The organism is Ornithinicoccus sp. (genome assembly GCF_057176825.1).
Genome location: NZ_CM169976.1, coordinates 1,143,694 through 1,159,819 on the forward strand (window position 1 = coordinate 1,143,694; position 16,126 = coordinate 1,159,819).

The window sequence follows — 16,126 nt, forward strand, 5'->3', positions numbered from 1 at the left end:
GGCCGCCGAGCGCGGCGGCTTCTTCTCCGACCTGTTCGCCCCGGTCGCCGGGTTCGGTGTCAGCTTCGGCACCATGTTCCGCAAGGTCTACACCGAGGAGTACCCCGAGGAGCGGCGGCCCACCCAGCCCCGGTTCCACGGCCGGCACCAGCTCAACCGGCACCCCGACGGCCTGGAGAAGTGCGTCGGCTGTGAGCTGTGCGCGTGGGCCTGCCCAGCCGATGCCATCTACGTCGAGGGCGCCGACAACATCGACGGCGCCCGGTTCTCGCCGGGGGAGCGGTACGGCCGCGTCTACCAGATCAACTACCTGCGCTGCATCTTCTGCGGGCTGTGCATCGAGGCGTGCCCGACCAGGGCCCTGACGATGACCAACGAGTACGAGCTCGCCGACAGCGCCCGGGCCCCGCTGATCTACGAGAAGCACCAGCTGCTCGCCCCGCTGCGTGAAGGCATGCTCCCCCCGCCGTTCCCGATGGCCGAGGGTATGGAGGAGCGCGATTACTACCGGGGAACCGTCACCACCTCCACCGCCGCCCAGCGGGACTACGTCGCGCAGCGGGACACCGACGGCGAGGTCCCCGAGGTCGAGGCCGACCTGCCGCAGGCCCAGGTCGAGCGCGACGTCCACGAGGGCGCGCAGGCCGATCAGTCCGAGGAGGTCACCCGATGAGTGGCGCTGAGGCCCTGCTGTTCTGGGTCCTGGCACCGGCGACGGTGCTGGGCGCCCTGGGGCTGCTGTTCGCCCGCAAGGCGGTCCACGCCGCGATGGCGATGGCGCTGGTCATGGTGTCCCTGGGTGTCTTCTACATCGCCCAGCACGCCGAGTTCGTGGGAATCATCCAGATCTTCGTCTACTCCGGCGCGGTCATGATGCTGTTCCTCTTCGTGGTCATGACGGTCGGCGTCGACGCGTCCGACTCGATGATCGAGACGCTGCCCGGTCAGCGGGTGTGGTCCTGGATCCTGGGCCTGGTCTTCCTGGCACTGGCGGTCGCCATGGTCGCCCGGGTGAACTTCCCGGAGTACTCGGACGCGTTGGCCGCCGCCCAGGCAGAGGGGTCGATCACCGCGCTGGCGCGCGAGATCTTCAGCGTGCAGGTCTTCGGCTTCGAGGTCCTGGGCACGCTGCTGGTCATCGCGGTCATGGGTGCCATGGTGCTGGCCCACCGCGAGCGGCTGCTGCCGCGCCGTGACCAGCGCGCGTCGGCGGCCCACCGGGTCCGGTCCGGCTCGTTCCTGGCCGGCAAGCCGAACCCCGGTGTCTACGCGCGGCACAACGCCTCCGACACGCCGGCGTTGCTGCCCGACGGCACCCCGACCGAACTGTCGGTCCCCCGCGTGCTCGTCGCCCGGGACCAGCTGATCGACCCGGAGGTCTTCGAGGAGGCGACGGACACGGCATACGACTCGATCGGTGCGGCCGAGGGTGACGAAGCCGGCGCCGATGCCGACGAGTCGGACCGTGCTGATCGGACCGGCGCGACGTCCGAGGAGGCACAGCGGTGAACCTGTCGGCCTACATCTACCTGTCGACCATCCTCTTCACGATCGGTGCGCTGGTGGTCCTCACCCGGCGCAACACGATCGTGGTGTTCATGGGCATCGAGCTGATGCTGAACGCCTGCAACCTGGCGCTGGTTACCTTCGCCCGGATGCACGGGGCCCTGGACGGCCAGGTCTACGCGCTGTTCGTCATGGTCGTCGCCGCCGCCGAGGTCGTGGTCGGCCTGGCGATCATCATGTCCATCTATCGTGCTCGTCGATCGGCCTCGGTCGACGATGCCAACCTGCTGAAGCTGTAAGGAGCGAGCGTGTCCCTGCTTGAGACGAGCGCGATACTCCCGCTCGCCGACCCCAGCGCCGTCCGGGCTGCGGAGGCCACCGGCACCGCAGGCCTGGCCTGGCTGTTGGTGGCGCTGCCCCTGCTCGGTGCCGGCCTGCTGCTGCTCGGCGGTCGCAGGACCGACTCCTTCGGGCCGATGCTGGCCACCCTGCTGTCCTGGGGAAGCTTCGTCGTCGGCGCCCTGATCGTCGTGCAGCTGCTCGGGATGCCCGCGGACGAGCGGTCCCTGTCCCTCCAGATGTGGGACTGGGTCTCTGCCGGTGACCTGTCGGTGCATGTCGGGCTGCTGCTGGACCCCCTGTCGCTGGCCTTCGTGCTGCTGATCACCTTTGTCGGGTCGCTGATCCACGTGTACTCCCTGGGGTACATGGCGCACGACCCCGACAAGCGCCGCTTCTTCGCCTACCTGAACCTGTTCGTCGCCGCGATGCTGATCCTGGTGCTGGCGGACTCCTACCTGCTGCTGTTCGTCGGCTGGGAGGGCGTCGGTCTGGCCTCCTACCTGCTCATCGGGTTCTGGAACCACAAGCCGGAGTACGCGACCGCCGCCAACAAGGCGTTCGTGGTCAACCGGATCGGTGACCTGGCGCTGCTGATCGGCATGGGTCTCATGCTGGCCACTTTCGGGTCCCTGGACTATGCCGGTGTCCACGGCAGCGCCGCGGGTGCCAGCGAGACCACCCTGACGATCCTCGGCCTGCTGCTCCTGGTCGGGGCCTGCGGCAAGTCCGCGCAGTTCCCGCTGCAGAGCTGGCTGGGCGACGCGATGGCCGGTCCGACCCCCGTGTCAGCGCTGATCCACGCCGCGACGATGGTCACCGCGGGTGTCTACCTGATCGCCCGCAGCCAGGCCATCTTCGACCTCACCCCCGACGCCCAGCTCGCCGTCGCCCTCGTCGGCACGGTGACCCTGGTCTTCGGGGCGGTCGTCGGCTGCGCCAAGGACGACATCAAGAAGGCCCTGGCGGCCTCCACGATGAGCCAGATCGGCTACATGATGCTGGCGGTCGGGCTGGGCCCGATCGGCTACGTCTTCGCCATCTTCCACCTGATCACCCACGGCTTCTTCAAGGCGGGGATGTTCCTCGGGGCCGGTTCGGTCATGCACGCGATGAACGACAACGTCGACATGCGCCGGTTCGGTGACCTGTCCAAGAAGATGAAGATCACCTGGCTGACCTTCGGCGCGGGGTGGCTGGCCATCATCGGTTTCCCGTTCCTGTCCGGCTGGTGGTCCAAGGACCTCATCATCGAGTCGGCGTTCGTCGGCGAGGGATGGCGCCCCTGGATCCTGGGTGGGGCCGCCATGCTGGCGGCCGGGCTGACCGCCTTCTACATGTCCCGCCTGTTCCTGATGACCTTCCACGGCAAGGCGCGCTGGGAGGACGAGGCGCACCCGCACGAGTCGCCGCTGACGATGACCGTCCCGATGATCATCCTGTCCGTCGGCTCCGTGGCCCTCGGTGCGCTGCTGTGGCCGACGGGGATCTTCAACGACTGGCTGGAGCCGGTGTTCGGTCACGCCGAGCACCACGAGCCGGTAATCCCGGTGCTCACCATCCAGATCCTGGTCTTCCTCCTCATGGTCGCCGGTGTCGCGCTGGCCTGGTGGAACTACGTGCGGCAGGAGGTGCCCCAGGTGGCTCCGGCCGGTTCGTTCCTCACCCGGGCCGCCCGGCGGGACCTGTTCCAGGACGACGTCAACGAGGTCTTCCTCCGCAACCCGGGCGACCAGCTGGTCAAGGGGATGGTGGCCACGGACACCGACCTCGTCGACGGGGCCATGGTCGGTGGGGTCACCGGTGGGGTCTCCGGCCTCTCGTCCGTGCTGCGCCGGACCCAGACCGGGTTCGTGCGTAGCTATGCCATGACGATGCTCGCAGGCGTCGTCGCCGTCCTCGGTGCCGTGTGGGTGATGCAGTGATGACCGACTTCCCGTGGATGACGACCCTCCTGCTGGTCCCGGCCGTGGGGGCCCTGGTGGTCGCCCTGCTGCCCAAGGGCTTCGCCCGGGTCCGTGAGGTCGCGCTGGGAATCTCCCTGCTGACCCTGGCCCTGACCGCGGTGGCCGTCAGCAACTTCGATCTCGGCCGCGCCGGCGAGCTCCAGCTCACCGAGACCTACTCCTGGATCCCGCAGTTCGGCGTGAGCTTCGCCCTGGGCCTGGACGGCATCGCCCTGTCGATGATCGTGCTCTCGGTCATCCTGGTGCCGATCTGCCTGGTCGCAGCCTGGGACGACGTCCCTCTCGACGGGCGCCGCCAGCACGGCTACTTCGCCTGGATGCTGCTGCTCGAGGCGTTCATGATCGGCGTGTTCGCCGCGACCGACGTCTTCTTGTTCTACGTCTTCTTCGAGGCGATGCTCGTCCCGGTCTACTTCCTGATCGGTCGGTACGGCGGCAAGCAGCGGGCACAGGCCGCGACCAGCTTCCTGCTGTACTCACTGTTCGGCGGCCTGGTGATGCTGGTGGCCGTCATCGCGCTGTACCTGCAGGGCCCCGGCGGCTCCGACGGCTTCCTCCTGGAGCGTCTCACCGGGCTGGAGATCGGTGGCACCACCGAGATCCTGCTCTTCCTCGGCTTCTTCCTGGCATTCGCCATCAAGGCGCCGATGTGGCCGTTGCACACCTGGCTGCCCAAGGCTGCCAGCGAGGCCCGTCCGGCGACCTCGGTGATGCTGGTGGCGGTGCTCGACAAGGTCGGCACCTTCGGGATGATCCGGTTCTGCCTCCAGCTCTTCCCCGAGGCGACCGAGTGGGCCACGCCCATGGTGATGGTCCTGGCGGTCATCTCGATCCTGTTCGGGGCACTGCTGGCCATCGGGCAGACGGACATGATGCGCCTGATCGCCTACACCTCGATCAGCCACTTCGGGTTCATCGTGCTCGGCATCTTCGCGCTGACCACGGTGAGCCAGACCGGCGCGACGCTCTACATGGTCAACCACGGCTTCACCACCGCGGCGCTGTTCCTCATTGCCGGCATGCTCATCGTGCGCAACAACGGCAGCCGCCACATCCCGTCGTACGGTGGGTGGCAGCGGGTCACCCCGCTCCTGGCCGGCACGCTGCTGGTCGCCGGTCTGTCCGGGCTGGCCCTGCCGGGGCTGAACGCCTTCGTCTCCGAGTTCATGGTGATCGTCGGCACCTTCCAGCGTTACCCGGCCTTCGCGGTCGTGGCCGCCACCGGGGTCATCCTCGCAGCGCTCTACATCCTGCTCTGGTACAAGAAGCTGGCCACCGGCCCGGCACCCGAGCTGGCGGAGCCGGTGCCCGACATGGGCCTGCGGGAGAAGTTCGTGGTGGCGCCCCTCATCGCGGCGTTCCTGGTGCTCGGCTTCTACCCCAAGCCGGTGATAGACGTGCTGGAGCCCGCCGTGGCGACCACCCTGCAGACCGTGGGGATCACCGATCCTGCGCCGACCGCCGACCTCGAGGGGAGTGACCGCTGATGTTCACCGCTCCGGAGATCGAGTACCTGGCGTTCCTGCCGCTGCTCATCGTCTTCACCGGCGGCCTGATCGGCTGTCTGGTGGAAGGGTTCGCCGGCCGCGACCGACGCTACGCGATCCAGTTCCCGCTGAGCATCATCACCCTGGTGGCCGCGTTCCTGGCACTGGTCCTGGTGAGCCGCCACCACACCGGCATCACCGCTGCGGGTGCGCTCGTCACGGACAACCCGGCCCTCGTCATACAGGGTCTGGTGCTCCTCCTGGCCACGACCGGCGTGCTGGTCATGGGAGAACGGCTCGGCGGTGCGACCCCCGACGCGTTCACCCAGGCCGGGGTGTCCGTGCCGGGCTCGGCCGAGGAGGCGCTGGCGACCAAGCTGGGCGCCACCACGACCGAGGTGTTCCCGCTGACGCTGCTGTCGGTCGGAGGCATGCTGCTGTTCCCGGCGGCCAACGACCTGCTGGTGATGTTCATCGCCCTGGAGGTGCTGTCGCTGCCGTTGTACGTCCTGTGCGGGCTCGCCCGCCGGCGCCGGCTGCTCTCGCAGGAGGCTTCCCTGAAGTACTTCCTGCTCGGCTCCTTCTCCTCGGCGTTCTTCCTCTTCGGCGCCGTGCTGCTGTACGGCTACGCGGGGTCGATGCGCCTGGACGCCATCGCGGCGGCGGTGAGCACCGGCGTCGGCATGGAGGGACTGCTCGGACCGGGCATCGTGCTGCTCGCGGTCGGCCTGCTCTTCAAGATCGGTGCCGTGCCGTTCCACGCCTGGACGCCCGACGTGTACCAGGGGGCGCCCACCCCGGTCACCGGCTTCATGGCCGCCTGCACCAAGGTGGCCGCGTTCGGTGCCATGCTGCGCATCTTCTACGTCGCGGTCGAGGGTGCCCGCCTGGACTGGCAGCCGGTCCTGGCCGCGGTGGCCGCGCTGAGCATGGTGGTCGGGGCCGTGATGGCGATCCAGCAGACCGACGTGAAGCGGATCCTGGCCTACTCCTCCATCGCGCACGCCGGGTTCATCCTGGCCGGCCTGTTGGCGCTGGAGCGGGCCGGAGCCTCGAGCACGATGTTCTACCTGGTGGCCTACGGCTTCATGACCATCCCGGCGTTTGCGCTCATCACCCTGGTCCGGACCTCGGGCTCGGAGGCGACGCACATCACGCAGTGGTCCGGCCTGGCCCACCGGCACCCGTGGCTGGCCGGGGCGATGGCCTTCCTGCTGCTCGCCTTTGCCGGCATCCCGCTGACGTCCGGGTTCACCGGCAAGTTCGCGGTGTTCTCCGCGGCGATCTCCGGCGGGTACTGGTGGCTCGCACTGATCGGCGTGCTGGCCAGCGCGGTCACGGCCTACATCTACTTCAAGCTCATCATGCTCATGTACTTCGGTGATCGGGCTGCGGCCACCCACGTGGTGCGTCCCTCCGCGCTGACCACCTGCGCGGTGGTGGCCGGGGTGGCCATCACCGTTGGCCTGGGCATCATGCCGGCGCCGATCCTGGAGCTGGCCGAGGGCGCAGCCCACTTCCTCCGGTGAGTGGTGGCGGGAGCGGGACCGAGGTCGTGATCCCCGGGATCGACCCCGAGCTCAACGCACGGGTCCTGGCCGGGTTGGACGCTGTCGACCGGCGGCTGACGGAGGTGCTCGCCTCCGACGACGAGTTCCTCGCCGAGGCCGGCGGGTACCTGGCCCGAGCCGGTGGCAAGCGGTTCCGGCCGCTGCTGACTCTGCTGTGTGCCGAAGTTGGCGACGGGATCGGTCCCAGGGTGGTCGACGCCGCCGTCGGGGTCGAGCTGACCCACCTGGCCTCGCTCTACCACGACGACGTCATGGACGAGGCCGACCTGCGCCGTGGCGTGCTGAGCGCCAACCGTGCCTATGGCAACTCCACGGCGATCCTGGTGGGCGACCTGCTCTTCGGCACCGCCTCGTATGTCGTGGCCGGGCTCGGCGCGGACGCCGTCCGGATCCAGGCGGAGACCTTCGTCCGACTGTGCGCCGGCCAGATCCGGGACACCCGCGTGCCGGCGGAGGGGCAGGACCCCGTCGACTACTACCTGAACGTCCTCGCCGACAAGACCGGGGCGTTGATCGCCACCGCAGCGAGGTACGGCGGGCTGTACGGAGGCGCCGACGACGAGACCACCCGCGCGCTGACGGAGTACGGCGAGCGGATCGGGGTGGTCTTCCAGCTGGCCGACGACCTCCTCGACATCGCCTCTGATGCCGACGACTCCGGCAAGACGCCGGGCACCGACCTGCGGGAGGGCAAGGCGACTCTGCCGGTGCTGTTGGCCCGAGGCTCGAGCGACCCGGCCGATGCGGAGCTGCAGCGACTGATCGCGGGGCCGGTGGCCGACGAGGACCTGGACCGTGCCCTCGCCCTGCTGCGTGCGCACCCGGCGATGACGGAGGCCCGCCAACAGACGCTGGCGGCCGCGCGGGAGGCGGAGGAGCTCCTGGCGCCGTTGGGTGAGGGGCCGGCAGTCCAGGCGCTCCGGGCGCTGGTCACGGGTGTGGCGCTGCGTTCGACCTAATCGTCGGGCTGTGCTCCGCCGGACGCGGCCGTGCGAGAGCGATCGCTCACCTGACGCGGCCGTGCGAGAGCGATCGCTCACCCGAAGCGGCCGCCGTGCTCGCCGAAGACCAGGGCACGCCACCCGAACGCCTCGGCCCCGGCGACGTTGTCGACGCGGTCATCGGTAAAGACCACGTCCGCGGGGGCCACCGCGCGCCCGAGGTGTCGTTCGATCGCGGCGTGCGCAGCGGCATACGCCTCGGGGTCCGGCTTGGCGACCCCGAACTCGGAGGTGTTGAGCACCACGTCCACCAGGTGCTCCAACCCGATCTGGTGCAGCTCGCGAGGGATGTTGTCGGTGCCGTTGGTGAAGACGAACACGGGGGTCCCACCGTCCTCGAGCTCCGCCATGAGATCGAGGGTGGGCTGGATGGGGGTGCCGCGGTAGGCCACCCACCGGTCCAGGGCGTCGCGGGCTGCCGTCGTCGCCACCCCCTGCCTGACGAGCTGTTCGTGGATCGAGTCGACCCAGGCCGCGAACGTGGTGTGCCCGGTGACCACCCGCTGCAGGTAGGCCCGGTCGAATGCCGCGGCCAGGAACTGCTCGCCGGTGAGGCCGATCCCCGCCGCGATGGCCTCCGACGACCCTGGCTCGAACTCGCGCACCACTCCGTCCAGGTCGAACACGACGGCGTGGGCGTCTCGTGCCAGGTCGCGCAGCCGGTCGAGTGAGTGCTCGTAGGGGTCAACGGTCTGGCTCATGCGCTCATCCTCTCAACCGGGCAGGGGGTCGATCCGCCGGCGCTTGGCCCCTGTCGAGGTTAGGCCCCGACCGGCGTGGACTCGTCCAACTCGACAAAGAGACCGCGATCCCTCCTGTGGAGCTGAATGACCGGAGGGTCGCCGTCGACCTCGGGCATCCGGATGCTGTGGACGTCCTCGATGTCGCACTCCTCCGGTGCCAGACCGCGTCGGGGCCGCCCCTGGGCGGCGTGGTGCCACAGCTCGAGCCCTGCGAGCGCTTGACGGCTGTGCTGCCACCAGTCCTGGAGGACGGCGGCGAACTGGCTCTCGACGGCGCTGCCGTCCTGGACCCGGCGCCCATCGGGGCTGATCAGATGGTCCATTGCCAGGGGGATGTCGACGGGATCGAGTTCGTACTCGTCGCCGTGGAGCAGGCGGTCCAACTGGTCGCGGAACCATCGGTACCTGCCGTCGCTGCCGTCGTCGGCGGCTGCTGTAGCGGCGCCCCAGTCCTGGGGTAAGGTGGCGTAGGTATGGCCCGTGGGGGAGGTCCAGAGGACATCGCCGTTCTCCTGGAGCAGGGCGGACCACAGAGCCCGGGTCTTGGCGTCGTGGTGGAACTCGCACAGACTCTGCAGCTCACTGCACCGCGTGCGGCCGCCCGTCCCGTCGGGTGCCCAGGGGGTGATGTGGTCCAACTGGCACCGGCACGCAGGACGCTGACAGCCGGGGAACCTGCAGGTGCCGTCGCGGGCGGTCGTCTGGGTGCGGATCTGCGGCGTCGGGGCGTAGGAGTCGGTGGACTTCTCGACAAGATGCCCCAACTCGTCGGTGACCAGCCGGGCCCACACCGAGCCGGAGGCCAGGGCCGCCTCCCGTGCTCGAAGCGCCGTGATGGTCGACCAGCCGGGCAGGTCCCCCACTCCGTTGCAGTGCCCCAGGAGTGTCTCCAGCGAGACCACGATGTCCACCCGCGCCGGGGGGAGCTCGCCCAGCTCGCGGTACCGGACAGAGGGGCGCCGACGGCCCTCGGCACCGCCGCACTCGCCACCGGACCCGGTCGCGTCGCCCGACTCGTCCACCACGGGGGCGATGGTCCCGAACTGGATGAGGTCCAGGGCCACGTCAGAGCGGAGTTGGGCCAGCGTGCGTGGCTCGTTGCCGAGCCGCTTCGCAGCCCGGGCGATGGCATCGATCCGCGTGTGGGCGGCCACGATGCGTTCGATGCTGCCCGAGGTGCGGATCTGCCCGGTGCCGTCGTCCTGCACGCGGGCGGTGGAGTCGCGTGCGTCCAGGGCCTTCTGGTCGCGTTGGCGGGCCAGCTCGGGTGCCGCCGACAGGTGCCGGGTCACGGCCCGCTGCAGCGCCTTGGTGAAGGATTGCTGGGACCGCCGCGTGCCGTCGGGCCTCCGGGGCAGCACGGCGTCGGCGATGGTGGCACGGTCGGCGGCAGGGAACAGGTCGGTCGCCTCGGCGACGCGCCACGCCCGGTAGGCGTCCGCTGCACCGTTGGCGAGCGAGGTCGTGAGCGCCTCGCGCGCCTGCGCGGGTGCGGTGGCCAAGTCCAGCAGCTGCCGTGTCGCGCCGCGACCACGGCCGGTCGCCACCTCGATCTCCGTCTGGGTGGCCTTGCGTGCGTCCCGCCTCCATCGGCGCCGCTTCGTCGTGGACAGTTCCTCCTCAGGGCCCGGTGGCCGACATCGTTCCCACATGGCCGAATACAGCCGAGACGTCGCCCCCACGGCGACCGAGTCCAGCCATCCGTGCAGCGCCTGGGCCGCCTCGATCGTGTCCGTGTGCGCCCGCGCGCCGTCCTGCGGGGACGAGGCCTCGGCTCCCCGGCCAGCCTCGGCTCCCTGGCCAGTGTCGCGGCCGACGGTGTGGATGACCACGGCCAGGGCCGCGGTGATCTCCGGTGCGACGCCGGACTCGTCGAGGGCCTGAGTCAGCCGCCCGATGAGTTCGTCGAGGTCTGTGTCTGTGCGGTGGCGCTCCCGCGTCGGTCCGCCCGTGTCGTGGTGCCCTTCCATGCCATCCCGCCCCCTGTGGTCGATGTCCTTGGTGGCACGGTAGGGGCCGGCACCGACAGAGCGGAAAGCACGGGTGTGACCTGCACTGTCCTCCTGAGGAGGACACCCTGGAGGGGGCCATTTCGGCACCGGTGGACGGTCGACGCTGGACCACGTCAGGAAGGGAGACAGGCAGCGGCCCCGGCGCGCACCGAGCACGGACGGCAGCCACTGGTCGCCCTGAGGGAGTGTCCTCACAGCGAGGACATGCCTGGTCAGAGGGGTCAAGAGCTGCCGCCGATCCAGGCATCCCACGGCCGAGCATGTCCGCGGGGCCGGCATGCGGCATACGGAACGCCGTGCCGCGACCACGGGCGGTGTCCCACGCGTATTACAGTGGCAGGAGACAGTACTGGCGGGCGGGAGCAGGGAGGCGACATGGCTATCGGCCGATCGACCCCCCCGTCCGCGACACCGGGGCCCTCGGCGGCACCGATCCCCCTCGGGTCGCGCACGCAGGAGCCCATCGACACGGTGGCCAACGGCGTGACCCTGGTCCGCACCGTGGTGTCCGTCGTCCTGGCGGTGTTCGCGCTCGTCGGGTCCTCTGTGCCCCTGCTCATCGCGGCGTATGCCGTCTACTGGGTCGGCGACATGGCCGACGGTTGGTCGGCCCGTCGGCTGGGGCAGGAGACCCGCATGGGGGCGGTGTTCGACATCATCAGCGACCGGGCCTGCACCATCCTGTGTGCCGCCGCCTTCATCACGATCGATCCAGACGTCGCGGTCCCGATCGCGGTGTTCCTCGTGCAGTTCGCGGTGCTCGACACCATGCTGACCCTCGGCTTCCTCTACTGGCCGGTGAAGGGCCCCAACGACATGCACCTGGTCGACCGCCCGCTCTACCGGTGGAACTGGTCGCCACCCGCCAAGGCCGTCAACACCTCCGTCGTCGTGCTGCTGTGCCTGATCGGACAGCCCATCGCCGCGACCGTCGTCGCAGCAGCGGTGTGTGCCCTGAAGGTGTGGTCGCTGGTCCGGATGCGCGGCCTGTCCGTCGGCACGATCGTCCCGAGCTGAGCACGCCTGGTGGAGTGGCTAGACGGGCAACCCGCGGTGGTCGCGGGCCTGGCGTTCCTCTACGGGTTTGCCTCCGCGCTGTTCCCCGTGATCAACATCGAGGTGGTGGCGCTGGCGCTGCCCGTGGCGCAGCCCAAGGGCTGGCTGCTGTCGGTGCTGAGCATGACGGTCGGGCAGACCGTCGGCAAGATCGTCATCTTCCAGGCGGCACGGGGTGGCGCCGCCTGGCTGGAGCGGTGGAAGGAGCGCAACTCCGCCCGTGACTCCCAGCGGGGGCCGGCCTGGTGGCGGCGCATCGTGGAGTGGAGCAACAACCTCTTCCGGCTGCTGGACTACACCTGGCCGGCAGGCGGCGTGGTCCTGCTCTCCGCCGCCGTCGGCATCCCACCCCTGGCCGTGGTCAGCGTCGTGGCAGGGGCACGGAAGACGCCGCTGTGGATCTTCGTGCTGGCCACCCTGGTCGGTCGCGGAGCCCGGTTGCTGGTCCTGGCCGTGCCCGTCGCGATGGCCTCCGGCTGAGGGCCATGGAGACAGCGAGCAACGGGACGGGGTAGAACTGGTGCATGGAACCGGCCAGCACCCCGATCAAGGTCTTCCTCCTGGACGACCACGAGCTTGTCCGCCGGGGGCTACACGACCTCCTCTCCAGCGAGCCCGACATCGAGATCGTGGGTGAGTCGGGGTCGGCCCAGGAAGCGGCACGGCGGATCCCGGCGCTGCGCCCCGACGTGGCCGTCCTGGACGGCCGGCTGCCGGACGGGTCCGGGGTGGAGGTATGCCGTGACGTGCGAGCCGTGGACCCGAGCATCCGGGCGCTGATCCTCACCTCCTACGACGATGACGAGGCGCTCTTCTCGGCGATCATGGCCGGGGCTTCCGGGTACGTGCTCAAGCAGATCAACGGCACCGAGCTGGTGGACGGCATCCGCAAGGTCGCGGCCGGGATGTCGCTGCTGGACCCCGCGTTGACCAGCCGGGTCATGGAGCGCCTGCGCACCGGTGACCCCCAGCAGGCGGAGCTGAGCAAGCTCACCGAGCAGGAGCGCAAGATCCTGGCCCTGATTGCCGAGGGCATGACGAACCGGCAGATCGGGGCGCAACTGTTCCTGGCCGAGAAGACGGTCAAGAACTATGTGTCCAGCCTCCTGGCCAAGCTCGGCCTGGAGCGCCGCACCCAGGCCGCGGTGCTGGGCGCCAAGCTGTTCGACAAGTAGCCGGCCCCCGGACGGGACTAAGGTCCCGGCGTCTCCGGTCGCTCGACCCTAGGGGTGAGATCGGGATCCGAGCACCATGGAAGTGGCAGGACGACCTGCCAGCCATGACAAGGAGAAGGACGATGGCAACCCGGATCTCACACCACACCACACACGACGCCCCGCACCGTGAGGTCGGGGTCAACCAGCCGTTGAGCGCAGCCGCCCGGAAGGTGATGGCGGTGCTGCGCGTGATGTTCGGCTTCTACTTCCTCTGGGCCTTCCTCGACAAGACGTTCGGGCTCGGCTTCGCCACCCCCGCCGAGCGTGCCTGGGTCAACGGGGGCGACCCCACGATGGGCTACCTGTCCAACAGCGAGGGCACCTTCGGCAGCTTCTTCCAGTCCCTCGCCGGCCAGTTCTGGGTCACGCCGCTGTTCATGCTGGGCCTGCTCGGCATCGGCGTCGCCCTGATCGCCGGGGCGGGCCTGCGGATCGCCGCCGTGGGTGGCGCCGCGATGTACATCCTGATGTACTTCGCCGCTCTCCCGCTCACGACGAACCCCGTCATCGACGACCACCTGATCGGTGCGGTCGCGGTCATCCTGTTCGCCCTGGCGTACGCCGGCGACACGTGGGGCCTGGGCCGGTGGTGGAGCAACACCGCGATCGTGCGCCGCTACCCGATTCTGCGGTGACTCCGGTGAGCGTCGCCGCAGCGGAAGCCCACAGGGCACCGGTGCTGGTCGGCGTGGACGGATCGGCCAACAACGCCTCCGCGGTCGCCTGGGCGGCCGCGGAGGCGACTGCTGTCGGGCGGGACCTCGTGCTCGTGTATGCCGTGGGAGACGGCATCCCCCGCGTCACCGGGGATCGCGAGAGTGCGCGGGTGAGGGCCGCGGCCCGGGCCACCCTGGAACGATCCGCCCGTCGCGTCGCACGGGACTTCCCGCTCCTGAAAGTCCATACGGACGTGGCCCTGGTGCCTCCCGACGAGGCCTTGGCCTCGGGGTCATGCTGGTCCGCCGACCTGGTGGTCCTGGGGCGCCGGGGCGCTGGAGGTTTCAGCCGCATGCTGCTCGGATCAACGTCCCTGACCGTCGCAGGGCGCGCCCCCGGCCCCGTGGTCGTGGTGCCGGCCGTCCGCCCGCCCGGGCGGCAGCCCGCGAGTCCGGCAGCACGGCCCTTCCGGGTCGTCGTCGGGATCGACCCTGAGGAGCCCTCGGCCGAGGCCCTGGAGCTGGCGCTGGAACGTGCGGCGCACCCCGGCTCGGTGGTGGAGGTGGTCGCGACCTGGCAGGCGCCGTGGTCGGCCGCCCACGAGGGTCGGGGTATCCCCGAGGCGTGGGGCAGCGGGCAGGCGCGAGCCCGCACCGCGTTGGGGGAGTTTGTGCGGCCCTGGCAGACGCATCCGCTGTTCCGTGAGGGCCGGGCCAGCACCTCCGTCGTCGACGGACACCCTGCCGGGGTCCTGTTGGAGCATCAGCCAGACGACGGGCTGCTCGTCGTCGGCCGGGGAGGATCCTCGGCGCACCCTGGGTTCCGGATGGGTCCGGTCACCTGGACGGTGCTGCACCAGGCCGAGTGCCCGGTGTTGGTCGTCCCCTGACGGGTGTGGGTCAGGTGGCGGGGTCGAGTGGCACCCGCCAGAGCACCTCTGCCCCCTGCGGCGTGCGGTTCCCGACCTCCACCAGGCCGCCCCGCGAGGCGGCCCGGCTGCGGATGTTGCGCAGCCCGCTCTCCCGGACATGCTCGGGGATGCCGACTCCGTCGTCGCTGATCCGGCAGGTCACCTCCTCACCGGTGACCGTGACCTCCACCGTCGTGGAACTGGCGCGGGCGTGGCGGGCGACGTTGGACAGGGCCTCCCGCAACACGGCCAGGAGGTGGATCTGCAGGTCGTCGTCCAGGGCGGCGTCGACCGGGCCATGGAACTGGGCGACCGGCGTGAAGCCGAGCGTTGTCGCGTAGCTGGCGATCAGGTGCCGCAGGTCGGCCCGCAGCGAACTCTGACCGGGCCGGTGCTGCAGCTCGAAGATGGTGGAGCGGATGTCGCGGATCGTCGCGTCGAGCTCGGTGACGGCCGACTGGAGCCGCTCCTGCACCTCGGGCCGCACGGCGAGCCGACTCGCCCCCTGGAGCTGCAGACCGGTGGCGAACAAGCGCTGGATCACAAGGTCGTGCAGGTCTCGGGCGATCCGGTCGCGGTCCTCCAGGAGGGCCAACAGGCGCTGGTCGTTCTCGCGTTCCACCTGGTCGAGGACCAGCGTCACCTGCAACGCGAAGGCGCGCAGGAGATCCTGCACCTGGGCCTCGCCCATCCCGGTGGGTGGCCGCCAGCGACCCACGACCAGGGCCACCGGCTGCCCCGAGCGGGGACGTGCCGGCAGGATGGTGGTGCGGTCCCGGCGCGGCGTCGCGTCGGGGGCCACGGGCGTGGTGTCCTCCACGAGGTCCACCTGCGCCCCGGTGGCCAGGGAGTGCTCGATGGAGTCCCGGTGGGTGGCCAGCACGGCAGCGGCCTCCGTGCCCGAGGCCGCCAGCACCTGCTGCTGGCCGCTCGCGTCCACGGCGACCACGACCACGCCGTCGGCTGCGGTCAGGTCCATCAGGTGGGTGGTGACCTTGGGCAGCACCACCTCGATGTCGACCTCGGTGAGCAGCTCGCGCAGGATCGACCAGATGCCGTCGACCACCTCGGTCCGCACCGCGTTCACCGACCGTTGTTGCAGTGAGTCGATGACCGCACCGGCGACCAGGGAGAGGCCCTCGACCAGCTGCTCGTCCTCCGCGGTGAACTCCAGGCCACCCGCCCTCTCCGTGAGGTAGAGGTTGCCGTAGACCCGGTCGCCGATCCGCACCGGCATCCCCAGGAACGAGCGCATCGGGGGATGGCCGGGTGGGAAGCCCGAGGAGTCGGGCGCCTGGGTAAGGTCGGCCAGTCGCACCGGCCGCGGATCCTGGATCAGGCGGCCCAACAGGCCCCTGCCCCGTGGGTAGTCCCCGATCGTGCGCCGCACCTCCTCGGTCATGCCGTGGGTGAGGAACCTCTTGAGCCGGTCCGGCTGCACCTCGTCAATGACGCCGAGGGCGCCGTACCTCGCGCCGGAGGCCTCGCAGGCCAGCACCACGATCCGGCGGAGCACGGCGTCCAGGTCGCCCTCGGCGCCGAGGTCGTGCACGGCCGAGAGCAGCGCGCCGAGCCGGTCGCCCGTCCCGGGCGGTCCACTGGGGGAGGTGCTCGCGGATTCCACCCACGAAACGCTACCGGGTGGCGTCGCCGTGCGGGC

General features: G+C 70.2%; 15 protein-coding genes. 12 read left to right on the top strand and 3 right to left on the bottom strand.

Going from position 1 to position 16,126, the window contains the following annotated elements; genetic code table 11:
• Nucleotides 1-31 precede the first annotated feature (31 nt).
• From nuoI to AC1QRC_RS05945, 7 genes are read left to right on the top strand one after another with little or no spacing between them, the layout of a single operon-like run.
• Entirely contained in the window at nucleotides 32-673 is a 642-nt protein-coding gene (gene nuoI, locus AC1QRC_RS05915) for an NADH-quinone oxidoreductase subunit NuoI (RefSeq protein ID WP_484206583.1), read from the top strand.
• Nucleotides 670-1,509, top strand: coding sequence for an NADH-quinone oxidoreductase subunit J (locus AC1QRC_RS05920; protein WP_484205869.1), 840 nt, complete (start codon nucleotides 670-672; stop codon nucleotides 1,507-1,509). Before nuoI ends, AC1QRC_RS05920 begins: the two co-directional genes overlap by 4 nt.
• Nucleotides 1,506-1,805, top strand: a complete 300-nt coding sequence (nuoK, locus tag AC1QRC_RS05925) for an NADH-quinone oxidoreductase subunit NuoK (RefSeq protein WP_484205870.1) — start codon at nucleotides 1,506-1,508, stop codon at nucleotides 1,803-1,805. The genes AC1QRC_RS05920 and nuoK overlap by 4 nt, the downstream gene beginning before the upstream one ends.
• A gap of 15 nt (nucleotides 1,806-1,820) precedes the next feature.
• The gene (nuoL, locus tag AC1QRC_RS05930) at nucleotides 1,821-3,770 is read left to right on the top strand and encodes an NADH-quinone oxidoreductase subunit L (RefSeq protein WP_484206584.1); all 1,950 of its coding nucleotides are present in this window, start codon (nucleotides 1,821-1,823) and stop codon (nucleotides 3,768-3,770) included.
• On the top strand, nucleotides 3,770-5,299 hold the full coding sequence (locus tag AC1QRC_RS05935) for an NADH-quinone oxidoreductase subunit M (protein WP_484205871.1): 1,530 nt from the start codon (nucleotides 3,770-3,772) through the stop codon (nucleotides 5,297-5,299). Before nuoL ends, AC1QRC_RS05935 begins: the two co-directional genes overlap by 1 nt.
• Nucleotides 5,299-6,828, top strand: a complete 1,530-nt coding sequence (gene nuoN / locus AC1QRC_RS05940) for an NADH-quinone oxidoreductase subunit NuoN (RefSeq protein ID WP_484205872.1) — start codon at nucleotides 5,299-5,301, stop codon at nucleotides 6,826-6,828. Before AC1QRC_RS05935 ends, nuoN begins: the two co-directional genes overlap by 1 nt.
• Complete coding sequence (locus AC1QRC_RS05945; protein ID WP_484205873.1) at nucleotides 6,825-7,829, top strand: polyprenyl synthetase family protein; 1,005 nt, start codon at nucleotides 6,825-6,827, stop codon at nucleotides 7,827-7,829. Before nuoN ends, AC1QRC_RS05945 begins: the two co-directional genes overlap by 4 nt.
• 77 nt (nucleotides 7,830-7,906) lie before the next feature.
• Here AC1QRC_RS05945 and AC1QRC_RS05950 read toward each other — a convergent pair whose 3' ends face one another.
• Both AC1QRC_RS05950 and AC1QRC_RS05955 read right to left on the bottom strand, forming a co-directional pair.
• Nucleotides 7,907-8,572, bottom strand: coding sequence for an HAD family hydrolase (locus AC1QRC_RS05950; RefSeq protein WP_484205874.1), 666 nt, complete (start codon nucleotides 8,570-8,572; stop codon nucleotides 7,907-7,909).
• A gap of 59 nt (nucleotides 8,573-8,631) precedes the next feature.
• Nucleotides 8,632-10,584: an HNH endonuclease signature motif containing protein gene (locus tag AC1QRC_RS05955; RefSeq protein ID WP_484205875.1), complete on the bottom strand. Its 1,953-nt coding sequence runs from the start codon at nucleotides 10,582-10,584 to the stop codon at nucleotides 8,632-8,634.
• Between the two features lie 417 nt (nucleotides 10,585-11,001).
• Between AC1QRC_RS05955 and AC1QRC_RS05960 the strand changes: the two genes are divergently transcribed.
• From AC1QRC_RS05960 to AC1QRC_RS05980, 5 genes are all read left to right on the top strand, one after another.
• Entirely contained in the window at nucleotides 11,002-11,643 is a 642-nt protein-coding gene (locus AC1QRC_RS05960) for a CDP-alcohol phosphatidyltransferase family protein (protein WP_484205876.1), read from the top strand.
• 9 nt (nucleotides 11,644-11,652) lie between these two features.
• The gene (locus AC1QRC_RS05965) at nucleotides 11,653-12,162 is read left to right on the top strand and encodes a hypothetical protein (RefSeq protein ID WP_484205877.1); all 510 of its coding nucleotides are present in this window, start codon (nucleotides 11,653-11,655) and stop codon (nucleotides 12,160-12,162) included.
• 44 nt (nucleotides 12,163-12,206) lie between these two features.
• Nucleotides 12,207-12,857 (top strand): response regulator, encoded by a 651-nt coding sequence (locus AC1QRC_RS05970; protein WP_484205878.1) that lies wholly within the window; start codon nucleotides 12,207-12,209, stop codon nucleotides 12,855-12,857.
• 122 nt (nucleotides 12,858-12,979) lie between these two features.
• Nucleotides 12,980-13,534, top strand: a complete 555-nt coding sequence (locus tag AC1QRC_RS05975; protein ID WP_484205879.1) for a hypothetical protein — start codon at nucleotides 12,980-12,982, stop codon at nucleotides 13,532-13,534.
• 5 nt (nucleotides 13,535-13,539) lie between these two features.
• A complete protein-coding gene (locus AC1QRC_RS05980) occupies nucleotides 13,540-14,445 on the top strand; it encodes a universal stress protein (protein ID WP_484205880.1) in 906 nt (301 codons plus the stop codon).
• A 10-nt stretch (nucleotides 14,446-14,455) separates the two neighbouring features.
• Here AC1QRC_RS05980 and AC1QRC_RS05985 read toward each other — a convergent pair whose 3' ends face one another.
• Entirely contained in the window at nucleotides 14,456-16,090 is a 1,635-nt protein-coding gene (locus tag AC1QRC_RS05985) for a GAF domain-containing sensor histidine kinase (protein WP_484205881.1), read from the bottom strand.
• Nucleotides 16,091-16,126 lie beyond the last annotated feature (36 nt).

Coding starts and splice junctions, on each gene's coding strand:
- nuoN (WP_484205872.1), top strand. CDS start 5,299: ATGTTCACCGCTCCGGAGATCGAGTACCTGGCGTTCCTGCCGCTGCTC.
- AC1QRC_RS05970 (WP_484205878.1), top strand. CDS start 12,207: ATGGAACCGGCCAGCACCCCGATCAAGGTCTTCCTCCTGGACGACCAC.
- AC1QRC_RS05975 (WP_484205879.1), top strand. CDS start 12,980: ATGGCAACCCGGATCTCACACCACACCACACACGACGCCCCGCACCGT.
- AC1QRC_RS05960 (WP_484205876.1), top strand. CDS start 11,002: ATGGCTATCGGCCGATCGACCCCCCCGTCCGCGACACCGGGGCCCTCG.
- AC1QRC_RS05950 (WP_484205874.1), bottom strand. CDS start 8,572: ATGAGCCAGACCGTTGACCCCTACGAGCACTCACTCGACCGGCTGCGC.
- AC1QRC_RS05955 (WP_484205875.1), bottom strand. CDS start 10,584: ATGGAAGGGCACCACGACACGGGCGGACCGACGCGGGAGCGCCACCGC.
- AC1QRC_RS05935 (WP_484205871.1), top strand. CDS start 3,770: ATGACCGACTTCCCGTGGATGACGACCCTCCTGCTGGTCCCGGCCGTG.
- AC1QRC_RS05920 (WP_484205869.1), top strand. CDS start 670: ATGAGTGGCGCTGAGGCCCTGCTGTTCTGGGTCCTGGCACCGGCGACG.